Below are 22,959 nucleotides of genomic sequence, written 5' to 3' on the forward strand. Positions count from 1 at the left end.
CACAATCGCCCATAGGTTAGCTGATAAACGTTTGCATCGCGATAACCACTGCCGCGCCGGCCAAGTAACCGGCAACCGCCCAAGGGGCGATCCGTTTCAAGTACCACATAAAATCGACGTGCTCGATTCCCATCGCCGCCACCCCCGCAGCCGATCCGATGATCAAACAGCTGCCGCCGGTTCCCGCACAATAGGCCAGCAACATCCAAAACGGATGATTCATCGGCAGGTCGTACATCTCAATTCCCGCCGCGACCAACGGAACGTTGTCGACGACCGAAGAGACGAGCCCGATCACAACCGCCACCACGTCGCGATTGGGGAGGACCGAATCGAGCCACGCTGCGGCCGACGCCAGCGTACCGGTGGCTCCCAAGGCACCAACGGCCAACAAAATCCCGAGAAAGAACAAGATGCTCGACATGTCGACTCTTCGCAGCGCGGGCAGCACCCCCGTACTCGATCGCGTCTGTTCATCCAACGTATGCCCGACCAATTCCGAGACAACCCACAACACCGACAGACTCAACATCATGCCCATGTAAGGAGGCAGATGCGTGATCGTTTTGAAGATCGGAACGCCGATCAGCCCCATCACGCCCAGGATTAGAAACAGCCACTGGTGCCAGGGGCGAATGTCTTTATCGACGTGTGATTCGTCGACCTCCGGCGGTTGAAACTTGCCAGGCATCGAACGCGTCAACCCGATCAGGGGAACGATCAAACAGACCAGCGATCCGACGAACAGTTCGCGCATCACTTCGACGGTCCCCAGCTTGTGCTTGATCCACAACATCGTCGTCGTCACGTCGCCGATCACCGTCCAAGCACCGCCCGCATTGGCGGCGATCACAACCAAGCCGACGAACCGCAACCGGTCCTCCCGGTCGCCGATCAGTTTCCGCAACAGCGAGACCATCACGATCGTGGTCGTCAGATTGTCGAGGATCGCCGAGAGGACAAACGTCAGCAGACCAACCGTCCACAGCAGCGTCCGCTTGTCGCGAGTTCGGATGCGATCGGTGATCAACGCAAACCCTTCGTGCGAATCGACAAGCTCGACGATCGTCATCGCTCCCATCAGAAAGAAGAGGATGCTGGCGATCTCGCCGGTCTGGATCAGGTGCTGGGCATCGATCGCATAGTGCAGCCGCACATTCTCCACCTGTTCGGCGATCGCTTCCTGGCGAAACCAATCGGGAATCGCATCGCGAGGCAACAAGTCGTTGACCTCAACCGTATAGATCGACCAGCAAGCAACGCCGATGAACAGCGCGGTGGCGGCTTTGTTGATCTTCAATTTGTGCTCGAACGCGATCGCTAAATAGCCAAGGACAAAAATGCAAAGAATGAGGGTAAGCATAGGTGGTGGTTGTGGGTGGATATCGATCGACATTCGAGCCTGTAGAACCTACGGCAATCAAATGACCATGGGTTTCGAGGCATCACACTGGAAACCTCTTTTCTTTTCCGCTTTGCGCAAGCCCCGATGCCAAACGCAACGGAATGCTTCCACGGGAAGAAATCGGCTGCGAACAGGACGCCATCGCGATAACTCGGACTGACGCGTAAATCTCCGACAGCTCCTCCAACAAGCACTCCCCGAATGGGAGAATCTCGCCGACACCGACGCCGACCTCACGCTCCAACGGAGCAATATCGAGGGGGCGTGACACGCAGCAATGAATTGGTTCGCAGCCGTTCGAGCGTTACGTCGCGTCAGTGACGACGCCGTCTATAAAGCACGAAACGTGCCAAGTGCTTTTGATATGAGCAGGTCCCGCGAGATTGTCAATTCCAGTGGAAGCTCGCATCGCTGCTGAAAACAATCTGGCCGCCGCGATCAGCAAATGCGCGCCCCGAGCGCGGAGAGAGAATCGATACGAAGCGTCGTTGGAAGGCATCCTCGGTGTCGTGTCTCTCTTCGGCGCATAGGATTTGCAATCGCGAAGTATCGAAGTGGACGGCCTCGGACGGCAACTTGCCCAGGGCGGACTTGTCATTTTGAGTCAAAACGCATACCAATGGTTTATGCATCCAGAATCTTCCCGTCAGCGTTTCGACCAGTACCGCCAAGAATTTCGAGAAAAACGAAGCTCCGGTGGCAACCCTCACTCGGCGAGTCCAAGCCCTCACGGCGGTCGCGGCACCAACCGCCAGCGTTCCTTTTACCAGCTGTTCACCGAATTCTGGGGACTGCTGGGGCAATATCGTGGGCGGGTGATCCTGGGGCTGGCGACGTTATCGGTGGCCACGCTGCTGCGTCTGGTTCCGCCCGCGGCGACCAAACTGGCGATCGATTGCGTGCTGACCGATCCGGCCAAACCATTGCCCGGTTTCCTACAAGGGTTCGCCTGGCCCGAGGAGAAGATGTCGCTGCTGGTAGCGATCGCGTTAGGAGCCGCATTTTTTACAGCGTGCGCCACGGTGATCCAATTGTGGGGCCGCTGGCTGGCGACGAAGACCGTCAATCAGGTTCAAATCTCGATCCGTCGCAAGGTCTTCGATCACGCGATCCGATTGCCGTTGACCCGAGTCTACAAACTGAAGAGCGGCGGGGCGGCGAGCCTGATCCGCGAGGATGCTGGCGGGATCGCCGATCTGATCTTCAGCATGCTGTACAACCCGTGGCGTGCGATCATCCAGTTCGTGGGCAGCTTGATCATCTTGATGTTGGTCGACTGGAAACTGATGCTCGGCGGGCTGCTGCTGTTGCCCGGCGTCTACATCACCCATCGCACATGGATCAACCGGATCCGGCCGATGTTCAAAGACATCCGCAAGCAGCGACAGCACATCGACGCCGGGGCGACCGAAACGTTTGGCGGGATCCGCATCGTCCGCACCTTCGCTCGCGCCCGCAGCGAATCGAACCGCTTCGTCCGCGAGGGGACGATGCTGGTTCGGCAACAATTGTTCACATGGTGGTGGAGCCGCGCGATCGAGATCATTTGGGAGGTCGTCATTCCGCTGGCGTCGACGGGGCTGCTGCTGTACGGCGGTTCGCAGATCATCAACGGCGAACTAACGCTCGGCGACCTGATGATGTTCCTGGTCTATCTGACGATGCTGTTGGACCCGATCGCCGCGCTAGCCGGCAGCGCGGTTACGTTCCAGAACAACCTGGCGGGGCTGGATCGCGTGCTGGATGTTCTGGAAAGCCCTCGCGAACTGCCGACCAATCCGACGGCGGTCAGTCTGCGAAAAGAGGAGGTTGCAGGTGCGATCACGCTCGAAAACGTCGGCTTCCGCTATCCCGATACCGAATCGATGGTCTTGCAGGACGTTTGCCTGGAGATCCAACCTGGGCAAACGGTCGCATTGGTCGGACGCAGTGGCGCCGGGAAGACGACGCTGACGAATCTGATCGCCCGGTTTTACGATCCCGTTTCCGGTGCGATCCGTTTGGATGGCCGCGATCTGCGCGACATTCGCTTGGAGAGCTTCCGCAAGCTGTTGGGGATCGTCGAACAAGATGTCTTTCTGTTCGACGGGACGATTCGCGACAACATCGGTTACGCCCGACGCGATGCCTCGCTGGCCGAAGTGCAAGCGGCGGCGCAGGCGGCTGCGGCGGCGGAGTTTATCGAAAAGCTGCCCGAAGGCTACGAGAGCTGGATCGGCGAACGGGGCGTCAAGCTGAGCGGAGGGCAGCGACAACGGCTGGCGATCGCTCGAGCGATCCTCGCCGATCCGAAGATCTTGATCCTGGACGAAGCGACCAGCAATCTGGACAGCGAAAGCGAACGACTGATTCAGGACAGTCTCGGCTATCTGCTGCAGAACCGGACCTCGATCGTGATCGCTCACCGCTTGAGTACGATCATTCACGCCGACAAGATCGTCGTGATGGAAGAGGGACGCGTGGTGCAAGTCGGCACGCACCAAGAACTGATGTCGCAAAACGGTCGCTACCAAGAAATGGTCCATCTACAGATGCAACCGATGCCGCACGCCAATGGCTCTGCGACGAGCACCCCTCTTTGATCGAGTCCCTGATCCGCTATAGAGCAGTCGTTCCGTGACCGCTCCTATTCGTTCATCGATTCCGCTGCACCGCCGCGGTTTGCTGTGTGCAAAACGCGACGTGCCTAGGTGAATTAGCTCGCTCTGGCGAGCGAAGGTTTAGTAGCCGCCGAACGGATTGTCTTTATCGCCGCCCGATCCGCCACGCTTGTTGGCTTTCAGGTATTCGAAAACGTTGCGGCGATATTCGTTCGCCCGCTCGCTTCCGTTTCGCCAATATTCGTCCTCGTCCTCGTCATCGGATCCGTCATCCATTCCGCCATTGGTTGTATATCCATCCATGGGGGGATCGACGACCACCGGTGGCTCTTCAGCCACCGGTGGTTCGGCGACCGGTGGGTGGTCAACCACGGGGGGATCGACGACCACTGGCGGCTCTTCAGCTACCGGTGGCTCTTCGACAGGTGGTTGGCCAACCATAGGAGGATCGACGACCACGGGTGGCTCTTCAGCTACCGGCGGCTCGACGACAGGTGGATGATTAACCACGGGGGGATCGACGACCACAGGTGGCTCTTGAGCTACCGGAGGTTCGACGACAGGTGGGTAAGCAACCACGGGAGGATCGACGACCACGGGTGGCTCTTCAGCTACCGGTGGATCGACGACGGGAGGGTGATCAACTACGGGGGGATCGACGACCACTGGCGGCTCTTCAGCTACCGGAGGTTCGACGATGGGTGGGTGATCAACCACGGGGGGATCGACGACAACGGGTGGCTCTTCAGCTACTGGAGGTTCGACGACGGGAGGGTGATCAACCATCGGGGGATCGACGACCACTGGCGGCTCTTCAGCTACTGGAGGTTCGACGACGGGAGGGTGATCAACCATCGGAGGATCAACGACCACTGGCGGCTCTTCAGCTACCGGTGGTTCTTCAACGACTGGTGGTGTCGGGTTGAGGATATCGGAAACGAGTACGGTTTGATCGCTGAATCGTAGCGTTTCGACAGATCGGATCAGGTCATCGCCATCGGGACCGCTGATCTGCAGCGTTCCGTTGCCGAGGTCGACGATCGAATAATCGTCGCGGTTGCCGCTGAAGTCGGCTAGGTCGTTGCCTTCGCCGCCGTCGATCAAGTCATCGCCAAGGCCGCCCTGGAGGACATCGTTTCCGGCACCTCCCTTCACTAGGTCGTCACCCTCTTCCCCCTTGAGCAGGTCGGCACCTTCGCCACCTTCGAGCTTATCATCGCCAGCTCCGCCCTTGATCAGATCGTCGCCACTGCCGCCGTCGATCGTGTCATTGCCGGCGCCACCCTTGAGCAAATCCGAACCCGCGTTGCCGTTAATCGTGTCAGCACCTTCACCGCCAACCAACAAGTCGTGCCCATCGGTACCTTCGATCGCGTTAATGACATCGTCCTGACCAGCATCGTCCTGACCAGCATCGTCCTGACCAGCATCATCCTGTCCAGCATCGTCCTGTCCAGCGTCATCGAAGATGTCGCATGCGTCGTCGCCCTCTTTGCCGAACAGATCGTGGCCGCTGGCACCACAACCGTGGCCCCCATCGCTGCCACAAGATGGCATCTCATCGTTGGGTTCGGGCATGTCGCTGTCGACGATATCGCCAGCGCTGCCGCAGGACGCTGACATCAGCAACATGGGCTCAGTTGTTTCGGTGCCGTCGCCGAGTGCGCGCGGTTTCGGTAGCTCGGGAGCTTCGGTTTCGTTGGAGATATTTCCGAGATACAGATTCTTGATGGACTGAACGAACCGCTTCATATTGTTTTGCCCTTGAACTCGATTGAATAGACATTGATTGGATTAGGCATCGCGGCATCCGATCGAGCGCCCGCCTGGACGCACCTCGCATCAAATGAACCCGCTACGGTGAACGCTAGGTCTCGTTCCGCAGCCGGGAGCCATGCGAGGAATCGGTTCGGCTTGAGAAAATAATTGCACAGCGCTGCGATCGACCGAACCGTTGCAGATCTGCCCGGACAAACTAGGGGAGGGCTCAGCATCGGTTCAAACCCAAGCGATGCGCGAACACCCCTCCCCGAACATCGCTGCGCTCGTTCGACCCTCCCCTTCAAACTTCGTTTGAGGGAGGGTGAAGTCTGTCGCCCGGCAGCGACCGGCACTGCACCCGCCCGGCGAAGCTGGGAGGGTCGAAAAACGTGCGTTTAGCAAGTTTTTCGGGGAGGGCGCGAGCATCGGTTCAAGACGCAGCGATGCGCGAACTTCCCTCCCCAAACTTCGCTTCGCTTGTTCGACCCTCCCCTTCAAACTTCGTTTGAGGGAGGGTGAAGTCTGTCGCCCGGCAGCGACCGGCGCTGCACCCGCCCGGCGAAGCTGAGAGGTTCGAAAAACGTGCGTTTAGCAAGTTTTTCGGGGAGGGCTCCACACGCGGTTCAAGACGCAGCAATGCGTGCAACTCCCCTCCCCGAACATCGCTTCGCTCGTTCGCCCCTCCCCTTCAAACTTCGTTTGGGGGAGGGTGAAAGATGACGCTGTGTTACGGTTGTGGGTTAGGCGTCGCTGGCTTGGGCTGCGGCGGCTAGGGCGGAGCCGGGTTCGATCAGGCTGCCCGATTGGCGCAGGATCGTTTCTAGTGCGGCCAGGATCAGGGTTACGTTCCGCGCCGTGCAACTGTGGCCCATTAGGCCGATTCGCCATGCGGTCCCTTTAAATGGCCCCAGTCCTGCGCCGATCTCGATCCCATATTCGGTCAGCAACTGACGACGGACCGCCGCATCGTCGACGCCATCGGGGACGCGGACACAGTTCAAGTTGGGCAGACTGTGCTGTGGAATGTAGGTCAGGCCGAGCGCTTCGAGTCCGGCGCGCAAGCGTCGATGCATCGCTTGATGCCGCTCGAAACGAGCGACCAGGCCCTCTTCGACGATGATCTGCAAGGCTTCTCGCAAAGCGTAGGTCATGTTGATCGGTGCGGTGTGGTGGTAGCTGCGGTCGCTGCCCCAGTAGTTGCGGATCATCGATAGATCCAAATACCAGCTGCCGACTTTCGATTTGCGGCGGTCCATGATCTCGACAGCGCGTTGGCTGAACGTCACGGGAGCCAGGCCGGGCGGGCAGGAGAGGTTCTTCTGCGTCCCCGAGAAACAAGCGTCGATCCCCAGTCGGTCAACCGGCACTTCCATGCCGCCTAAACTGGTCACCGCGTCGACGACCAGCAGCGCATCGTGCGCGTGGACGATCTCGGCGATTTCATCCAGCGGTTGCAACAGGCCGGTGCTCGTTTCAGCTTGCACGATCCCAACCGCTTTGGTCTGCGGCGCGGCCTTCAGCGCCGCTTCAACCTGCTCCGGCCGGATCGCTTCTCCCCACGGCACCTCGACAAGATCAACCGACGCCCCGTAGCGGCCTGCGACATCGGCCATCCGACCCCCAAAGACGCCCGACACGCAGGCGATCATCCGATCGCCCCGCTCGATTAGATTCGTGACACACGCCTCCATCCCAGCCGATCCGGTGCCGGAGATCGCCAGCGTCATTTCGTTTTCGGTCTGAAACACCTGACGCATCAACTGCCGCGTTTGATCCATCAACTGCAGATAAGCGGGATCCAAATGTCCGATCGTCGGCGCGGCCAGGGCGTTCAAAATACGGGCGGGAACATCGCTGGGGCCGGGGCCCATCAAGACGCGTTGCGGGGGATCGAGTTTGCTGAGTAGATCGGACATGGTCAGGGCGGTCCTGTGGTCGCAAGGGGAGTGTCGAGCGGTGCGTCACGCGGCGATTCCGCATTTCGCACTCCACGCCGTATCGTAACAAAGGTTCACCTGCCGGTCGTCTCCACGCCGTTTTGGCATTCGATTCGCACCGCACCCCACCGAATGGTTACACTGGAAGCAGTGATTGCCTACGGATTCTGGCGGGTTCGCGGTTATCGGAAACGCGAGGCCCGCCTGCTCTTCGGCTAACTCCTCGTGCACGAACATGCGAATCGTTCATAAGCTGCTGCTCGCGTCGTTGATCCCAGCCATGCTGATTTGGATCGTCGGCAGCTACGCAACCAATGTCAGCGAACGAAGTCTGCGGCATGCGATCGAAACCACTTCGTTGATGCGAGCCAGCGCGGTGATCGATGAGATCGATCGAGTCGTTCAATCGCGGTCGGCCGACTGGAAAGCTTATTCGCAAAGCGGCTTGGTTCAGCAGACGTTGCAGGCTTCCAATCGCGAGTTTTCCGAACTCGACGAGCCTGAGCAAACGATCGCCCAGCGCGATCGCCAATGGACCGACGCCCCGCCAAACGTCGAAACCGAGTTGATGCAGACGCTGATGCTCAACGCCCTGTCGCGAGATCTCCGCCTGCGACTGCAGAAGCTGAACGAGGGGAGCGGGTATCTGATCTTTGGCGAGGTCTTCGTCACCAATCGCTGGGGCGTCAACGCAGCGCTAACCAATCGAACCTCCGACTACCGCCAAAACGATGAAGACTGGTGGAAACATGCGGTTCGCAAAGGTGTCTTTATCGACGACGTGCGGTTCGACGAGAGCGCGGGGATCTATTCGGTCGACATCTGCCAACGGATCGACGATGAACAGGGCGAATTGTTGGGCGTGATCAAGATCGTGATGAATATCCAAACGGTGTTGGATGTCTTCGACGCACGCGTTCAGCGGCATAGCCCCGACGAGCGCTTGGTGTTATTCACCGCCAAGGGAAAGATCATTCGCGCCAGCGATATGGATCTGGAACCGCTGGCCGATGGCACCGCATTTTTGGAGCATCTTGTCGTCGCGGACAAATCGAACAGCAGCGTCTTCTACCGACGCGACCCGATCAGCGATGAACGTTACCTTTCCGCCTTTGCGATTTCCCGCGGCTTCGCCGACTATGCAGGGCTCGGCTGGATCGTGCTCGACGAACGGGCCGAATCGATTGTCTTCGCCCCGGTCGACACGTTGCGGCAACGGATCGTTTGGTTGTCGCTGATGGCAACCTTCGTTGCGATGCTGATTGGCACCCTGACCGCGATTTCGATGTCGCGGCGATTGCATCGGTTGTCCGATGCGGCCGAGGCGATCGGTCGGGGCGAGTTGCAGACGACGGTCGCGATCACCGGCAAGGACGAAGTTGCTGGACTGGCGGCTCAGTTTAATGCGATGAGTGGCGAGTTGGCGCAGGCGAACCGCGAACTGGTTGTCGCCCGCGACGAAGCCCGTGACGCCAACAAAGCCAAGAGTTCGTTCTTGGCAAACATGAGTCACGAGATTCGCACTCCGATGAATGGGATCATTGGGATGAGCGATCTGATGGCGGGATCGAAGCTCAGCGGCGAGCAGCGGGAATATTTGAAGATGATCCAGCATTCGGCCGATGCCCTGCTGCGCTTGCTGAACGACATTCTCGATTTTTCAAAGATCGAAGCCGGTCGTTTGGAACTGGAGGAGATCGAATTCAGTCTGCGCGATTGCGTCGGTCTGACCGGCCAGGCGCTGGCGATCCGAGCGGCTGAAAAGGACCTGGAGCTTGCTTGCCGGGTCGAGCCGGAGATTCCCGATACGTTGCGAGGGGATCCCGGACGATTGCGGCAGATCCTCGTGAACCTAGTCGGCAATGCGATCAAGTTCACGAGTGCCGGGGAAGTGATCATCGACGTCGGCTTGGAATCGCGATGCGACGACCATGTGCGGATCCACGCCCGCGTGATCGATTCGGGCGTTGGCATCCCCGAGGACAAGCTGGCGCACATCTTCGAAGCGTTCAGCCAAGCCGATACGTCGACGACGCGGAGGTTTGGCGGGACCGGGCTCGGCCTGACGATCTCGTCTCAATTGGTCGAACTGGCCGGAGGCAAGATCTGGGTCGAAAGCGAAGTGGGGACCGGAACGACGTTCCATTTCACGGCCGAGTTCGAAGTGCTGGAAGATCGGCAGCCGGTTGCACGCTTCGACGCGCTGCCCGATCGCCCGCTGCGGGTTCTTGTCGTCGACGACAATGCAACCAACCGCCGCGTCTTTGTCGAGATGCTCAAGAGCTGGGGGATCGAATCGGTTGCGTTGGATTCGCCGCTGGCCGGGCTCGACGCATTGCAAGAATCGGTTCGGACGGGGCCGCCGTTCGACTTGGTGCTGCTCGATTACATGATGCCCGAATTGGATGGGTTTGCTTTCGTCGAGCGCTGCCGCAGCGACAGCGCGATCCGCGACACAAAGATTCTGATGATCTCGTCCGCTTCGCAAGCGGGACACGCCAAGCGATGCGAACAGTTGGGCGTGATCCGCTACATGACCAAGCCGGTGATCCAGTCCGAACTGCTGCAGACCCTGATCGACATCTTCGCCGAACAATGCAGGAGCGGTGCGGGGGCGGTGACGCCCGAGTCCGATGAAACGACCGACGAGGAAACCAGTGGCGTTCCACTAAAAATCCTGCTGGCCGAAGACGGGCTGGTCAACCAACGGGTGGCGGTTGGACTGCTGAAACGCCAAGGGCATCAGGTGATCGTCGCCGCCGACGGCCTTGAAGCGATCCAAGCCTGGGAGCGGGAGGACTTTGATTTGATCCTGATGGATGTGCAGATGCCCGAGATCGATGGGCTGCAGGCTGCCGAAATGATTCGCGAGAAGGAACAGGGAAGCGGCGGCCACATCCCGATCATCGCGATGACGGCTAGCGCGATGAAGGGGGATCGGGAGCGATGCCTCGCCGCTGGCATGGACGATTACGTAACCAAGCCGATCGTTTCGGCGGAACTGTTTGAAACGATCCGCCGGCAAACGCAGCCTTCCAGCAGCTGAAGCGGTGCTTTGCATGCCTGCGAACACACCAAATAGGTGACGTGCTAGCAAATTGATATCAATGCTTGCACGGGGAACTTTAAGGTTTCTTGGCGGGAATCTGAATCTTTTTTGCCGACTCGCAAGTCTTGAAAACTTCACGGTTTGAGCGATCTTGTTGCGGTAACTACGACCGTCACCGCCACGTTTCTCGGCGACAATGACGTTGGACGCGGTCGCGTCTCCGCGTAGACTCCCCGCTCTTCAAAACCGAACCCCGATGGATCGAGGTCTTTGAGCATGGAAGCTCGCTTTCTACGCAGTCTCTTCGTTGTCGCAACCCTCCTAGCCGTGCCCGCTTTTGGCGCCGGCTACCGAACGCAGAACTTCATCGTACAGGCCAGCACCCCGCAGTTTGCCAAGCAGGTTGGCGACGCGGCGGAGCAGTTTCGATCTCAATTGGCGATCGATTGGCTAGGCAGCGAACTGCCACCATGGCCCGCTCCCTGTCCGATCCGGGTGCAAGACGCACCGCATCTGGGCGCTGGCGGAGCGACCGAATACACCCCCACACGCCGCGGCGTCCGCGATTTCCGGATGTCGATCCAAGGATCGCAAGTCCGAATCATGGACAGCGTGTTGCCGCACGAAGTCACCCACACCGTCCTGGCGACGCACTTCGGCCAACCGCTGCCACGCTGGGCCGATGAAGGGGCCAGCACAACCGTGGAACACCACAGCGAACGGCAGCGACACGAAGAGATGCTTCGCGAGTTTTTGAGCAACAACCGTGGGATTCCGATGAACCGAATGTTCATGATGCGGGAATACCCCAGCGATATCCTGCCGCTGTACGCTCAAGGCTTTTCGGTTTCGCGATTCCTGATCGAACAAGGCGGCCGCCGCAAGTTTGTCGACTTTGTCGGCGAGACGCTGCAAGGGAGCCAATGGACTCATGCAGTCCGCCGCCACTACGGATACGAGAGCCTGTCCGAACTGCAAGACACCTGGCTCGCCTGGGTCGCCAGTGGCAGCGGCCCCGTCGACGCGTACGTGAAGAACCGTGGCCCCGCCGCAGCCGACGTGGCACAAGTCGCCGCCGTCGCGCCGACTGGCGACATGTCGCAATCGAACGGCGTCACGCAGATCGCCGCCGCCACACCAAGCCCGCAACGCCAAGGAATCCAAGCGACCCTGGCATCGGCTGACGCAAGCGGATGGTACATGCGACGTCGCCAAGAGGTCGCCGCTGGCGAAGTCGCCGAGCCCGAACCGCCGCAAAGCTTCAACAAGAAATCGATCCGCGATCACGGCCTCGCTCGTCCGCAACCGATGCAGACGATCGCACCTCAAGGCGTCCCATGGGGCCCCGAGCAAGGAACCGTCTGGCGATAACGGGCGCCACGTTGATCGCCTTTCGCTCCGCGAAAGTGCGGCGAGCGATAGGCGTTCTTCTTAAACCAGTTCTTGCTGTGTACGCACTTTCGCGGAGCGAAAGGCGACAATCGGCCTAATCGGCTAACAAGCGGTTGACGGCGCCGGTCAGGACGCCTTCGACTTGTGGAGCGACTCGCGAGGCGCGTTCGCTCGTCTCGTAGCCTCCTTGGCCATAAGCGATCTCGGTGCCGATATAGCCGGGAGCGTAATCGCCGTAGGCCGCCATCGCCACGAACAGGTCGGGGCGTTGCTTCTGAGCTGCCAGTTGGTATTCGACGAACAGTTCGCCCGGCATGTGTAGCACGCGCGCCTTGCCGATCCGCAAGCAAGCGATCTCGATCGGCCAATCTCCCGCTTCGCAGCGACGCAGCCAAACCAGGTTCCTAGCGGCCGCTTGCCGTACCGGGCCTGCGGCCGTTGTGTCCTCCAAGATCTTCTGCAACGGTTCGGCTTGCAGGTGTTTGCCGACGGGCAGTTGCACCGATTCGGTCTCCCATCCGATGTCGGCGGCAGCGATCGGCGTTCGCTTGGTCGCTTCCCAAGCCTTCTTCATTCCGGCTGCAACGCGGTCGGCTAGCACCTGCCGGTTTTCCTTCGAGCCATCGTTCCATTTCCCCGCACCGATGTTACCGCCGGCGCCGTTGAAGTGGATGTGCGGCACACCGGTCTCGGCCTGGCGAGCGTTTCGTGCCATGCCGGGGAAGTCGGGATTCGCCAGCCCGGTGCGATAGTAGCTTTGCGGGTGCGTGGCGTAGTAGGTCAGCACTGCCACGGCCGATTCACCGTTCCAGAAACTGATCATTTTCAACATCGGATCGATCGTCCCGACCGGGGCGTCTCGGATCACGGGGTTGCGTGTGGCGGAATAGCGAACGTATTTGACTTTGCCATCCTCCCCGAGGACGCGGCGGTTCGAAGCAACCTTTTCGATCTCTCCCTCGCCCACGCCAAGGTGCGTGACCGGCGTGGTGTCAGCTGTCGCTTCGGCGACCGCCTTGGCGGCGCGCTCGATCACCTGCTGTGCGAAATGCGAATCGTACCGAACCTTGGTGACGCCGTGCTGGGCGAGTAATTGAGCCGCGGTGAAATCGCAGGCGGGGGCGTCGTGTTGGTGCAAGGAATGTACCGCCACGCGATTGGGAGTCGTCCCGGCCGCTTTGGCCAGAGCGCGTCTAAATTCGCGATTCCCATCGTTCCCCACTCCGATCCAGTCGATCGCGCACAACACGATCGGTTCCCCCGATCCCAGCAGCACGATGCCGCTGCACGAAAGAGGCGTCTGCACGCCAATGGTCGGATCGTAGGCCAACGGGCTGCCGACCGGCGGCGAGGCATCGACGCTGAACCGGCCGACGCGCAGCGATGACTCATCCGCCGAAACAGGGCCACACAAAAAGAGACTCAGCAACATCAGCCACGCAGGGCTAGGGATCCGTTTCATCGCAGCACACACTCCAGGCAGGGAAGGGAAAGGGAAGGGAGGAAGGAAGGAAAAGGCAGGTTGTTTAACCGCGGTGGCAACGCCCCGCGCGCCATGCAGTACGACGCGCGGACCGCCGGGCACGCGGCTAGACGCAATGCCGTTCACGAAGCGTAGTGGACAAGGTTACGAGTCCTTTTGCATCAGACCAAATCGCAGGGACTCGTAACCTCGTCCACTCCATCCCGCCGCTCATTCTTTCGACCGTCCGCGGCTCCTTCGTTGAACGGTATTGCGGTTAAACGAGGGGGGATCGTAGGTTCATGACACACCAGCACGAAACGCAAGCGAGTGGTCAAAAACCCCGTGGTCGCGTTTCGTACTCGTGTTTCCAGCGTAATCGAATGCAGAACCACTCGCTCGCGTTTCGTGCTCGTATTTGGGCTTAGGCGCCGATTTGGGCTACCCAGACCAACAGGCCGATGATCGCGGCGCAAACCGCGATCGAGAGCACGAATCCGCCGATGTCTTTGCGGCCGGGACGCATGATCTCGATGTCGCCGCCAGGCACCAACCGACGATCGTCGAACCGAGTCGGATCGGCGTACGATGCTTCCAGCTTCGCCCGATCCTTCTCCGGATCGGGATCGACCTCGGTTTTCATCTTGGCGTAATAGCGGTCCAACTTCTCTTTGTCATCGCGTGGGGTCAGGTAGCTGACGACGATCAAGAACACAAACGGCATCAGTACCCGCGGCGGAAGACGCAGCGAGGCGAGGGTCGCTTTGGAGACGCTGCCAAGATCGATCCCCAGCAGATGGTAGACCATAAAATCGATGTTGAAGTTGCCTTTCCCCTCCATCGGTCCGGTCTGTTTTTGCACCAGCGTCTTCACGCCATCCGCTTCGGTTTCGGAAACGGTTTCCAGTTCCGCATCGCCGACGGGCGCGACTCCTTCGCTCCAGAAGATCGATGCGCCGCCGGTCTTATTGACTAGCGTGATCGGTTGCCCGATCTCCGCTTTGGGAGGCGCGGCGCCGATCGATTTCAGCACGTCGGCCAATCGCTCGGGATCGTCCGCGTGGCGTTCTTCGGCTTGAGCGACCGCCGTCTCCCAAGCTTCATGTTTGGCGACGTCGACCGGCGTGGCTTCCCTAACGCGGGTTGTGGTCACGATCTGAGTGGTCGTTGTCAGCGAAGGATCTTCGCGCATCGCAGGGTTCACGATCGGCAGGGCGATCGGCAGGATGAAGAAGACGACAGCGACAAAACTGATCGTCAACCAGACCGCCGTTCGGTTCGCTCTTCGCCAAACCATTCCGATCCAGAACGGAGCGGCAAACAGCAGCGGCAACTCGATCGCCATCTTGAACTGACCGAAGACGTTCGAGAAATAGATCGCCACGATCGACGCGCCTACGATGATGATCAGGCCGGTCATCCGCGCGACGCCGACACATTTCGCTTCGGTTGCGTCGGGTTCGATGTACGCTGCGTAAACGTTGCGGACGACCAAGCCCGAGGTGACGATCATATAAGCGTCCGCGGAACTCATCATCGCTGCCAACAAGCAGGCCAGCATCAATCCGACCAGACCGAGGTTCAACGGCCCCAGGATCTCGCGAGCCGCGACGCCCCAGACACGATCCGGATCGGCGGCGATCTCCGCATTGCCTGCGAGCAGCGCCAGGGCGATCAGCGCCGTCAACGCCCAACCGGCGGTGCACAAGCGTTTCAGTAAGTTACCGACGACCAGACCGATCCGAGCCTCATCTTCGCTCTTCGCCGAACCGCCACCGGTCGCGATGAAGTGCGGCTGAACAACGATCCCGACCAGGGCGAGCAACGTCAACGCGAAGATGTATTGCGGCGGGAACTCACCAGCACTCGGGCCGGCGAACAGACTGAAATTGTCGGCTGCAACGCGTTGATGCAGGATCGTAAAACCGTCCATGATCCCCATCGTCGCCGGATCGCCGAACTGTTTCACTAGTGCCAGCAGGCCAAAGGGGATCAACAGGATCGACAATAGGATGATGAAGATGCCTTGGATCAGATCGGTCCAATAGGCGGCGGTCAATCCGCCCAGCACGCCGTAGACGATCACGATCGCCGCGATCGTCGGGATCAGAATGTACTTCAGTTCGTATCCCCACAGCGTCTCGACACCCATCAACGGCACCGAAAACTTGGCGATCGCCGAGAGCATCGTCGACAGGTAGAACATATAGAAGACGATCGCGAACAGCGTGTACGCGGCGCCGAGGGCTTTGGAGTTATAGCGTTCGACAAACCAATCGCCGAGGGTCAGGTGCCGCATCCGGCGATACCAAACGGCGGTGAACCAATAGATCGGCGTCACGAACAACCACATCAGCGCCGACCAAACGCCCGACAGCCCGCTGGTCCAACCGGTCCGGCCGACTTGCACCGGTTCATGAGCTCCGGTGCCGGCACCAAAGGCGGCGAAGGTTTGCAGCAATTTGCCAAACCCGCGGCCGCCCATGAAATAATCTTCTTGCCCTTTGACACGTCGCATGGCCCACAAGCCGATGCCGATCATGGTGCCAAAGTAGACGATCAAAACAATGATATCGATAACAGTCATGCGGCGAACTCGTGCAGGCGGGAGGGGGTTTGCTGTGAGGAGAGGCGGGACACTTGGGGACGAGTATAGCGTACCGATCGTGCAAGTGCAGTCGTTCATTTTTTGGGAACCGTGGCGAAGCGGAGATTCGTTTTAGGGTACCCGCCGGTTGGCTTTAGTGTCCCGTTGACCGAGCCGATTCGGCGCGATCGCGCTGCCGCCGGTTCGCCGCAGCCCAAACGTTGCGTCTCCTTTTCGCGGGGACTTGCCAGTCGAGCCGACTTGCTGAAGACTTGAGTTAATGGACGGGGTCCGATCCGCCACACTCCCCATCGCTGAACTCTGCCCTCTCAAGAAAGCTGCCGCCATGACCAATCGACTCGCTCAATCCAACAGTCCTTATCTGTTGCAGCATCAAGACAATCCCGTCGATTGGTATCCGTGGGGTGAGGAAGCGTTACAGCGAGCCAAAGACGAACACAAGCCGATCTTTCTGTCGATCGGATATGCGGCGTGCCATTGGTGCCACGTGATGGAGCACGAGAGCTTTGAACAGCCGCGGATCGCGGAGCTGTTGAACGATCGCTTCGTCTGCATCAAAGTCGATCGCGAGGAGCGGCCCGACATCGATCAGATCTACATGCACGCGGTCCAAGCGATGACCGGCCAAGGAGGCTGGCCGATGAGCATGTTCCTGACTCCCGAGGGGAAACCGTTCTACGGCGGAACCTATTTCCCGCCGACCAGTCGATCGGGCATGCCGGGCTTCGATACGATCGTCAACGCAGTCGCCGACGCTTGGGAAAACAAGCAGTCCGATGTTTTGTGCCAAGCCGATCAGATGACGAATCACCTGCAAGAGTCGCTGCAGCCGCAGCCCGATGGCAAGCCCGAACTGTTCTCGCGCTGGATCGCGGCGGCTTGCAAAGCCAAAGCGGAAACCTTCGACGCTCAAAACGGCGGCTTCGGATCGCGCCCCAAATTCCCGCATCCGATGGATCTGGAACTGATGCTGCGTCACTGGCATGCGACCGGCGAGGACCGCTGGCTGAACATCGTCACCGTCACGCTTTCGAAGATGGCCGATGGCGGGATCTACGATCACCTGGGCGGCGGATTCGCGCGGTACAGCGTCGATGAGCGATGGTTGGTCCCGCACTTCGAAAAGATGCTCTACGACAACGCGCTGCTGGCCGGCATCTATCTACGCGGCTATCAAGCGACCGGCAACCAGCGGTTTGCTCAAGTCGCACGCGAGTCGCTCGAATATCTGATCCGCGACATGCTGGATCCCTGCGGCGCGATCCACTGCACCGAAGATGCCGACAGCGAGGGCGAGGAAGGCAAATATTATGTCTGGACACCCGACGAGGTCGTCAAGTTTTTGGGCGAAGCGAGGGGCGAGCGGTTCTGCCAAATCTACGACATCACTCAAGAGGGAAACTTTGAAGGCAAGAGCATCCTCAACCTGCGGCGTCCGCTGGAATTGATCGCCAGCAGCCAGGGGCTCGATTACGAAACACTCCGCAACGAACTGGCCGAAGATCGCGGGCGGCTGCTGGAGGTTCGCGAGTCGCGCGTCCGACCAGGCCGCGACGATAAGGTGCTTGTCAGCTGGAACGCGCTGGCGATCGACGCGTTGGCGCTGGCTAGCGGCGTGCTGGGCGATGCGCGGATGCTGGAGGTCGCTCAAGGAGCGGCCGAATTCATCTGGACTCAGATGCGAACCGATCAAGGACGACTGCTGCACGCCTACCGGCAAGGCACGTCGCATCTCGATGCATACGTCGATGATTACGCGACGCTGATCACGGCGTTGGTTTCGCTGTTCGAAGCCGATGGCGACAGCAAGTGGCTCGCCCGCGCCAGCGAATTGGCCGACCAGATGCTCGACCATTTCAGCGACACCACCGCCGGCGGTTTCTTCTACACCGCGGACGATCACGAATCGCTGATCCTGCGTACCAAAGACTATCACGACAGCAGCGTTCCCAGCGGCAATGGCGAAGCGGCGTATGCGTTGATCCGCTTGGCGCGTCTGACCGGCAACGAACGTTTTGAAGCGGCGGCGAACCTGACGCTGCGATCGGCCGTGACCGTGATGACCGAACAAGCGATGGCCGCCAGCCGATTGTTGATCGCGCTGGATATCTGTCTGAACCCGACGCAGCAGTTTGTGTTAGTCGACCCGTCGGCGGAATCGCTGACGAAGCTGAAATCGGCCTACTTCCAGGCCTATCGCCCGCGAGCCGTCTTGGCTGCGGAAGTCGCTACCGGAAGCGAACCGAGCCGCGACCTGACCATCGGAAATCTGTTCCGTGGCAAAACCGCAGTCGATGGAGATCCGACGCTCTACCAATGCGAAAGTTTTACCTGCAAGGAACCGGCCACCGGCACCGCAGCGATTCTCGACGCATTGGGCTCCAAGAACTAATAAGAGCGAAACGACTTGCCAGTCCCAACCCGCTGCCTACAGTCAATTGTTGGCGGTGCGAGATACCATCGCTTTCGCAAGGCACAGACGCGGCACCCTTCTTGGACTGGTCGAAAGATGCAAGACAAAAATTTCGTCATCGTTGGTGGCAGTCATGGGATCGGTGCAGGGATCGTCCGCCGCTGCGTGGAAAGAGGGGCCAAGGTGACGGTGCTTTCGCGTGGCATCGGCGAGCTGGCCGATCTGCCCGGCGTTCGGCACGTTCCGCTCGACGTGACGCAGCGGGGGCCGACGGCGGATGAGCTGCCCGATTCCATCGACGCTTTGGCCTACTGCCCGGGATCGATCAACCTGGGACCGCTGCGATCGGTCACCGAGCAGACGCTGCGAGATGATTTTGAGCTCAACGTCGTCGGTGCCGTTAGATGCATGCAAGCCTGCTTGGCCGGACTGAAATCGGGAGCTTCCGCCAGCGTCGTCCTGTTCAGCACCGTCGCCGTCCAACAGGGGCTCGCCATGCACACCTCCGTGGCGGCAGCCAAAGGAGCGATCGAAGGTTTAACTCGCACTTGGGCTGCCGAACTCGCCCCCAAGGTTCGCGTCAACTGCATCGCCCCGGCCCTGACCGCAACGCAACTGAGCGAACGTCTGCTGGCCACCGACGAGAAACGTCAGGCGATGGCGGCCATGTATCCTCTAGGCCGCCACGGCGAAGTCGACGACATCGCTGCGGCAGCCGAATTCTTGCTCTCCGACGCCAGCAGCTGGATCACCGGCCAAGTTCTAGGAGTCGACGGCGGGCTATCGTCGCTACGTAAATAGTACGCCCCTCGGAGCTTAGGCTTGAAAAAGCACTGGCGAGCCAGTGGCACCCGGCACTCGATGGGGGCGGGCGGCTGAAATTTTGTGCCGTGGCAAAATTGCCGGTCGGTGGAAGTCGGGAGGGGATTCGATTACGTGACCGTATCGTCCGCAAGGCCAATGATACGGGAAGGGAGTTCGCGATTAAGTCGCTTAGTTATGGAAGAATGAACTGCTGGTGGCCTAGCTGGCTGAGCGGCTCGATGGAGTCGTGCGGGTGTTTTTTGTCGATCGGGGGCTACAAAAAGTTACCCCTCGCTGCCCCCGTTGCTACAATGACTGCAGCACCCTGACAGCGGTGCTCCTCGCCTAAAGTTCATTCGACACTCTCCCACCTTTTGGATGTCTCCGGAATGCGTTTTTCACGCCGCGCCCTGCGCTCTGCTTGTCTGGCAAGTTTGCTGCTCCCCTTCTCTCCGCTCGCCTGTGCCGACGATATCGTGGAAACACGCAAGGTTACGAAGGCCGACATGCCGCGGATCCCGCACACCGAACCGGCTGACGCGTTGGCGGGATTCCGACTTGCCGACGACTTCAAGCTGGAGATGGTTGCGTCCGAACCGATGGTGGGCGACCCCGTCGATGCCTGCTTCGATGAATACGGGCGGATGTTTGTCGCCGAAATGCACGGTTATCCGTTTTCCCAAGAGCCGACCAAACTGAACCCCGAAGGGGGCGGACTGGTCGACGCCGGGATCATCCGGATGTTGGAGGATACCGATGGCGACGGCGTGATGGACAAGAGTGTCGTCTTTGCCGATGGGCTCAGCTGGCCGACATCGCTGTGCTGCTACAACGGCGGCATCTTCGTTCTGGCCCCAAAATACCTGCTGTATCTAAAAGACACCGACGGTGATGGCAAAGCCGATGTACGCGAAGAGATCTTGGCCGGGTTTGGCCGCGGCAACGTGCAAGCGGTCACCAACGGTCTGAAGTGGGACCTGGACAATCAAATCTATTTTGCGGCCGGTCGCAATCCGATGTCGTTGACGCATCGCGGCGAACCCTTGTTTCCGATCAGCGGTGCCGATCTGCGGCTGAATCCGAAGACCGAAAAATTTGAACCGGTCACCGGCGGTTCGCAGTTTGGCCACAGCATCGACGACTGGGGGACGCGGTTCGTCTGCAGCAACAGCGACCACATCCAACAGGTTGTCTATCCACGCGATTACCTGGAACGGAATCCTTATTTTGTCGCCTCGGGGATGATCCGCAGCATCGCCCAAGATGGAGCGAGCGCCCGCGTGTTCCGCCGCAGTCCGCCCGAACCGTGGCGAATCATTCGCCAGAAATGGCGAGCGGCCGACAAGGGCTACAAGCTGATTGTCAAAGAAGACGGCGAGTGGGAGTTCATTCCGCTGGATCCGTCGAAGCCAAAGAATGCCGTTCCCACCGAACACCCGATCGGATATTTCACCTCGGCAACCGGCATCACCATCTATCGCGGCAACGCCTACCCCGAACGCTATCGCGGCAACGCCTTTGTCGGCGATGTCGGCGGCAACCTGGTTCACCGCAAGACGGTCGACACGTCGTCGGTCGTCTATCGCGCCAAGCGTGCCGACGAGGGGATTGAGATCGTGGCGTCGTCGGACAACTGGTTCCGTCCCGTCAACTTCGTCAACGCTCCCGACGGCAGCCTGTACGTGCTGGACATGTACCGCGAAACGATCGAGCATCCCTATTCGATCCCCCAGGAGATCAAGCAGTTTTTGCATCTGACCAGCGGCAACGATCGCGGCCGGATCTATCGCTTGGTCAGCCCCGACATGAAGCGCAATCCGGTTGTCAAAATCGGCGACCTGCCGCCAGCCGAACTGGTTCAACAATTGGCGTCCGACAACAGCTGGAACCGCGAAACGGCGCAGCGTTTGATCTGGGAACGCCAGGACAAAACACTCGTTCCGCAATTGCGAGAACTGCTGAAAACATCGGACAAGCCACTGGCTCGGCTGCACGCAATGTACTGCTTGGCCGGACTCGATTGGTTGACCGAAGCCGACGTTCGCGGCGGGCTGAAAGATTCCGAAGGACGCGTGCGAGCGCATGCGATTCGATTGTCCGAACCGATGCTGGCGACATCGCCTGCGGTTTTGGACGACCTGCTGTCGCTGTGCGACGACACCAACGATCACGTCCGTTTCCAACTGGCCTTCTCGCTGGGCGAATCGAAAGATCCCAAAGCGATCGACGGCTTGGCCCGCTTGGCTCGCAACCCAAACAATTCGGCTGAGGTCGTCGCGGCGTTAATGTCGTCGGTCGGTGGCACCGCCGACCAATTGGCCGGCTCGCTGATCCGCGACGCCGACTTTGCGAAACAGAAGCAGGCCACTTCGATCATCTCGCAACTAGCCCTGATCGTCGGTGCCACTCCCGAAGCCGATGGCACGCTGAACCTGATCGGCGAATGCTCCAAGCCAGGTGTTCCCGCATCGGTTCAACGGACCGTGATGGCTTCGCTGGGCGAAGGGCTGAAGCGACGTGGCAGCTCGTTCGCCAAGCTGATCCCTACCGCCGCAGCCGACGATGCTCGTGTTCAAGCGTTTGCCGCGATGATGCAACAAGCAAACGATCGCGCAACCGATGAAGACGAATCGATGGCCGATCGCACCGCCGCGGTCCAGTTGCTCGCCTTTGCCGACTTGGAAACCGCGACGGAAACTCTGCCGGCGATGCTCGATCCGCAGTACCCGCAGAGCCTGCAACTGGCGGCTGTTCAATCGATGGCTCAATTGAATTCCGACATGTTGGCCAGCGAGATGCTGGAAGGCTGGCGCGGACACAGCCCACAGATCCGCCAAGCGGTTCTGGTCGCGCTGTCAGACAAGCCAGCGTGGCTCGGAAAATTGCTGGACAGTGTGGAAGCCAAGGCAATCAAGCCGGGCGAACTGCCTGCGGAGACGAAGCAATTGGTGATGGCGCATCCGAACAAGCAGCTGCAAGCTCGCGGCAAAGCATTGTTCGCCGGAGCGGTCAACAGCGACCGAGCCAAGGTTGTCGACCAGTATCAAGATGTGCTGAATCTCGAAGGGGATGCGACCCGTGGGCTGGCGATCTTCAAGCAGAAATGTGCGGTCTGCCACCAGGTTGGCAAGCTGGGGCACCAGGTTGCTCCGAGCCTTGAATCGGTGAAAAACAAATCGACAGCCGATCTGCTGATCGCGATTTTGGATCCCAACCGCGAGGCCCAACCGAACTTCAACACCTACATCGTGCAAACGATCGACGGTCGCGTGCTGACCGGGATGATCGGGGCGGAATCGTCCAGCAGCATCACGCTCAAGCGGGCTGAAGGGAAGGAAGACGTGATCCTTCGCAGCAACATCGACCTGATGCAAGCGACGGGTGTGTCGTTGATGCCCGAGGGACTGGAAACCGATCTCAAACGCCAGGACTTGGCCGATGTGATTTCGTTTGTAAAGACGAGCCAGCCCTAGCGAAACGGGAAACATCTTGAGAGAATGGGCGCGACTTTCCTCTACATTTGGAACC

General features: G+C 59.8%; 12 protein-coding genes. 6 read left to right on the forward strand and 6 right to left on the reverse strand.

Annotated features, from left to right (window positions below; all coding sequences use genetic code 11):
• Positions 1–16: 16 nt before the first annotated feature.
• Together nhaD and Poly24_RS25415 are read right to left on the reverse strand one after the other, a co-directional pair.
• Positions 17–1,363, reverse strand: coding sequence for a sodium:proton antiporter NhaD (gene nhaD / locus Poly24_RS25410; protein WP_145102175.1), 1,347 nt, complete (start codon positions 1,361–1,363; stop codon positions 17–19).
• Positions 1,364–1,791: 428 nt separating this feature from the next.
• The gene (locus Poly24_RS25415; RefSeq protein WP_145102177.1) at positions 1,792–2,013 is read right to left on the reverse strand and encodes a hypothetical protein; all 222 of its coding nucleotides are present in this window, start codon (positions 2,011–2,013) and stop codon (positions 1,792–1,794) included.
• Between the two features lie 18 nt (positions 2,014–2,031).
• Here Poly24_RS25415 and Poly24_RS25420 point away from each other — a divergent pair, with 18 nt between their 5' ends.
• On the forward strand, positions 2,032–3,987 hold the full coding sequence (locus Poly24_RS25420; RefSeq protein WP_145102180.1) for an ABC transporter ATP-binding protein: 1,956 nt from the start codon (positions 2,032–2,034) through the stop codon (positions 3,985–3,987).
• 138 nt (positions 3,988–4,125) lie between these two features.
• Here Poly24_RS25420 and Poly24_RS27235 read toward each other — a convergent pair whose 3' ends face one another.
• Both Poly24_RS27235 and Poly24_RS25435 read right to left on the reverse strand, forming a co-directional pair.
• Entirely contained in the window at positions 4,126–5,637 is a 1,512-nt protein-coding gene (locus tag Poly24_RS27235; protein WP_197452166.1) for a calcium-binding protein, read from the reverse strand.
• A gap of 869 nt (positions 5,638–6,506) precedes the next feature.
• Positions 6,507–7,682 carry a pyridoxal-phosphate-dependent aminotransferase family protein gene (locus Poly24_RS25435; protein WP_145102184.1) on the reverse strand — a complete coding sequence of 392 codons (1,176 nt, stop codon included), beginning with the start codon at positions 7,680–7,682 and terminating at the stop codon, positions 6,507–6,509.
• A 256-nt stretch (positions 7,683–7,938) separates the two neighbouring features.
• Here Poly24_RS25435 and Poly24_RS25440 point away from each other — a divergent pair, with 256 nt between their 5' ends.
• Positions 7,939–10,749: a hybrid sensor histidine kinase/response regulator gene (locus Poly24_RS25440; RefSeq protein WP_145102189.1), complete on the forward strand. Its 2,811-nt coding sequence runs from the start codon at positions 7,939–7,941 to the stop codon at positions 10,747–10,749.
• A 279-nt stretch (positions 10,750–11,028) separates the two neighbouring features.
• Entirely contained in the window at positions 11,029–12,123 is a 1,095-nt protein-coding gene (locus Poly24_RS25445; protein WP_145102194.1) for a hypothetical protein, read from the forward strand.
• A 115-nt stretch (positions 12,124–12,238) separates the two neighbouring features.
• Here Poly24_RS25445 and Poly24_RS25450 read toward each other — a convergent pair whose 3' ends face one another.
• A complete protein-coding gene (locus tag Poly24_RS25450) occupies positions 12,239–13,606 on the reverse strand; it encodes a hypothetical protein (RefSeq protein WP_145102200.1) in 1,368 nt (455 codons plus the stop codon).
• A gap of 424 nt (positions 13,607–14,030) precedes the next feature.
• Positions 14,031–16,193: a sodium:solute symporter family protein gene (locus Poly24_RS25455; protein WP_197452167.1), complete on the reverse strand. Its 2,163-nt coding sequence runs from the start codon at positions 16,191–16,193 to the stop codon at positions 14,031–14,033.
• A gap of 346 nt (positions 16,194–16,539) precedes the next feature.
• On the opposite strand from Poly24_RS25455, the gene Poly24_RS25460 reads away from it, so the two are divergent.
• The 3 genes from Poly24_RS25460 to Poly24_RS25470 all read left to right on the forward strand — a co-directional run bounded on the left by Poly24_RS25460 (position 16,540) and on the right by Poly24_RS25470 (position 22,904).
• Positions 16,540–18,606, forward strand: coding sequence for a thioredoxin domain-containing protein (locus Poly24_RS25460; protein WP_145102209.1), 2,067 nt, complete (start codon positions 16,540–16,542; stop codon positions 18,604–18,606).
• 117 nt (positions 18,607–18,723) lie between these two features.
• On the forward strand, positions 18,724–19,428 hold the full coding sequence (locus Poly24_RS25465) for an SDR family NAD(P)-dependent oxidoreductase (RefSeq protein WP_145102214.1): 705 nt from the start codon (positions 18,724–18,726) through the stop codon (positions 19,426–19,428).
• A 392-nt stretch (positions 19,429–19,820) separates the two neighbouring features.
• The gene (locus Poly24_RS25470; RefSeq protein WP_145102219.1) at positions 19,821–22,904 is read left to right on the forward strand and encodes a PVC-type heme-binding CxxCH protein; all 3,084 of its coding nucleotides are present in this window, start codon (positions 19,821–19,823) and stop codon (positions 22,902–22,904) included.
• Positions 22,905–22,959: the final 55 nt, after the last annotated feature.

Source organism: Rosistilla carotiformis (genome assembly GCF_007753095.1).
Classification (GTDB): Bacteria; Planctomycetota; Planctomycetia; order Pirellulales; family Pirellulaceae; genus Rosistilla; species Rosistilla carotiformis.

Bases quoted from the DNA above. Each gene is read 5' to 3' on its own strand.
- nhaD (WP_145102175.1), bottom strand. From the start codon at position 1,363: ATGCTTACCCTCATTCTTTGCATTTTTGTCCTTGGCTATTTAGCGATC.
- Poly24_RS25420 (WP_145102180.1), top strand. From the start codon at position 2,032: ATGCATCCAGAATCTTCCCGTCAGCGTTTCGACCAGTACCGCCAAGAA.
- Poly24_RS27235 (WP_197452166.1), bottom strand. From the start codon at position 5,637: ATGTTGCTGATGTCAGCGTCCTGCGGCAGCGCTGGCGATATCGTCGAC.
- Poly24_RS25435 (WP_145102184.1), bottom strand. From the start codon at position 7,682: ATGTCCGATCTACTCAGCAAACTCGATCCCCCGCAACGCGTCTTGATG.
- Poly24_RS25440 (WP_145102189.1), top strand. From the start codon at position 7,939: ATGCGAATCGTTCATAAGCTGCTGCTCGCGTCGTTGATCCCAGCCATG.
- Poly24_RS25445 (WP_145102194.1), top strand. From the start codon at position 11,029: ATGGAAGCTCGCTTTCTACGCAGTCTCTTCGTTGTCGCAACCCTCCTA.
- Poly24_RS25450 (WP_145102200.1), bottom strand. From the start codon at position 13,606: ATGAAACGGATCCCTAGCCCTGCGTGGCTGATGTTGCTGAGTCTCTTT.
- Poly24_RS25455 (WP_197452167.1), bottom strand. From the start codon at position 16,193: ATGACTGTTATCGATATCATTGTTTTGATCGTCTACTTTGGCACCATG.
- Poly24_RS25460 (WP_145102209.1), top strand. From the start codon at position 16,540: ATGACCAATCGACTCGCTCAATCCAACAGTCCTTATCTGTTGCAGCAT.
- Poly24_RS25465 (WP_145102214.1), top strand. From the start codon at position 18,724: ATGCAAGACAAAAATTTCGTCATCGTTGGTGGCAGTCATGGGATCGGT.
- Poly24_RS25470 (WP_145102219.1), top strand. From the start codon at position 19,821: ATGCGTTTTTCACGCCGCGCCCTGCGCTCTGCTTGTCTGGCAAGTTTG.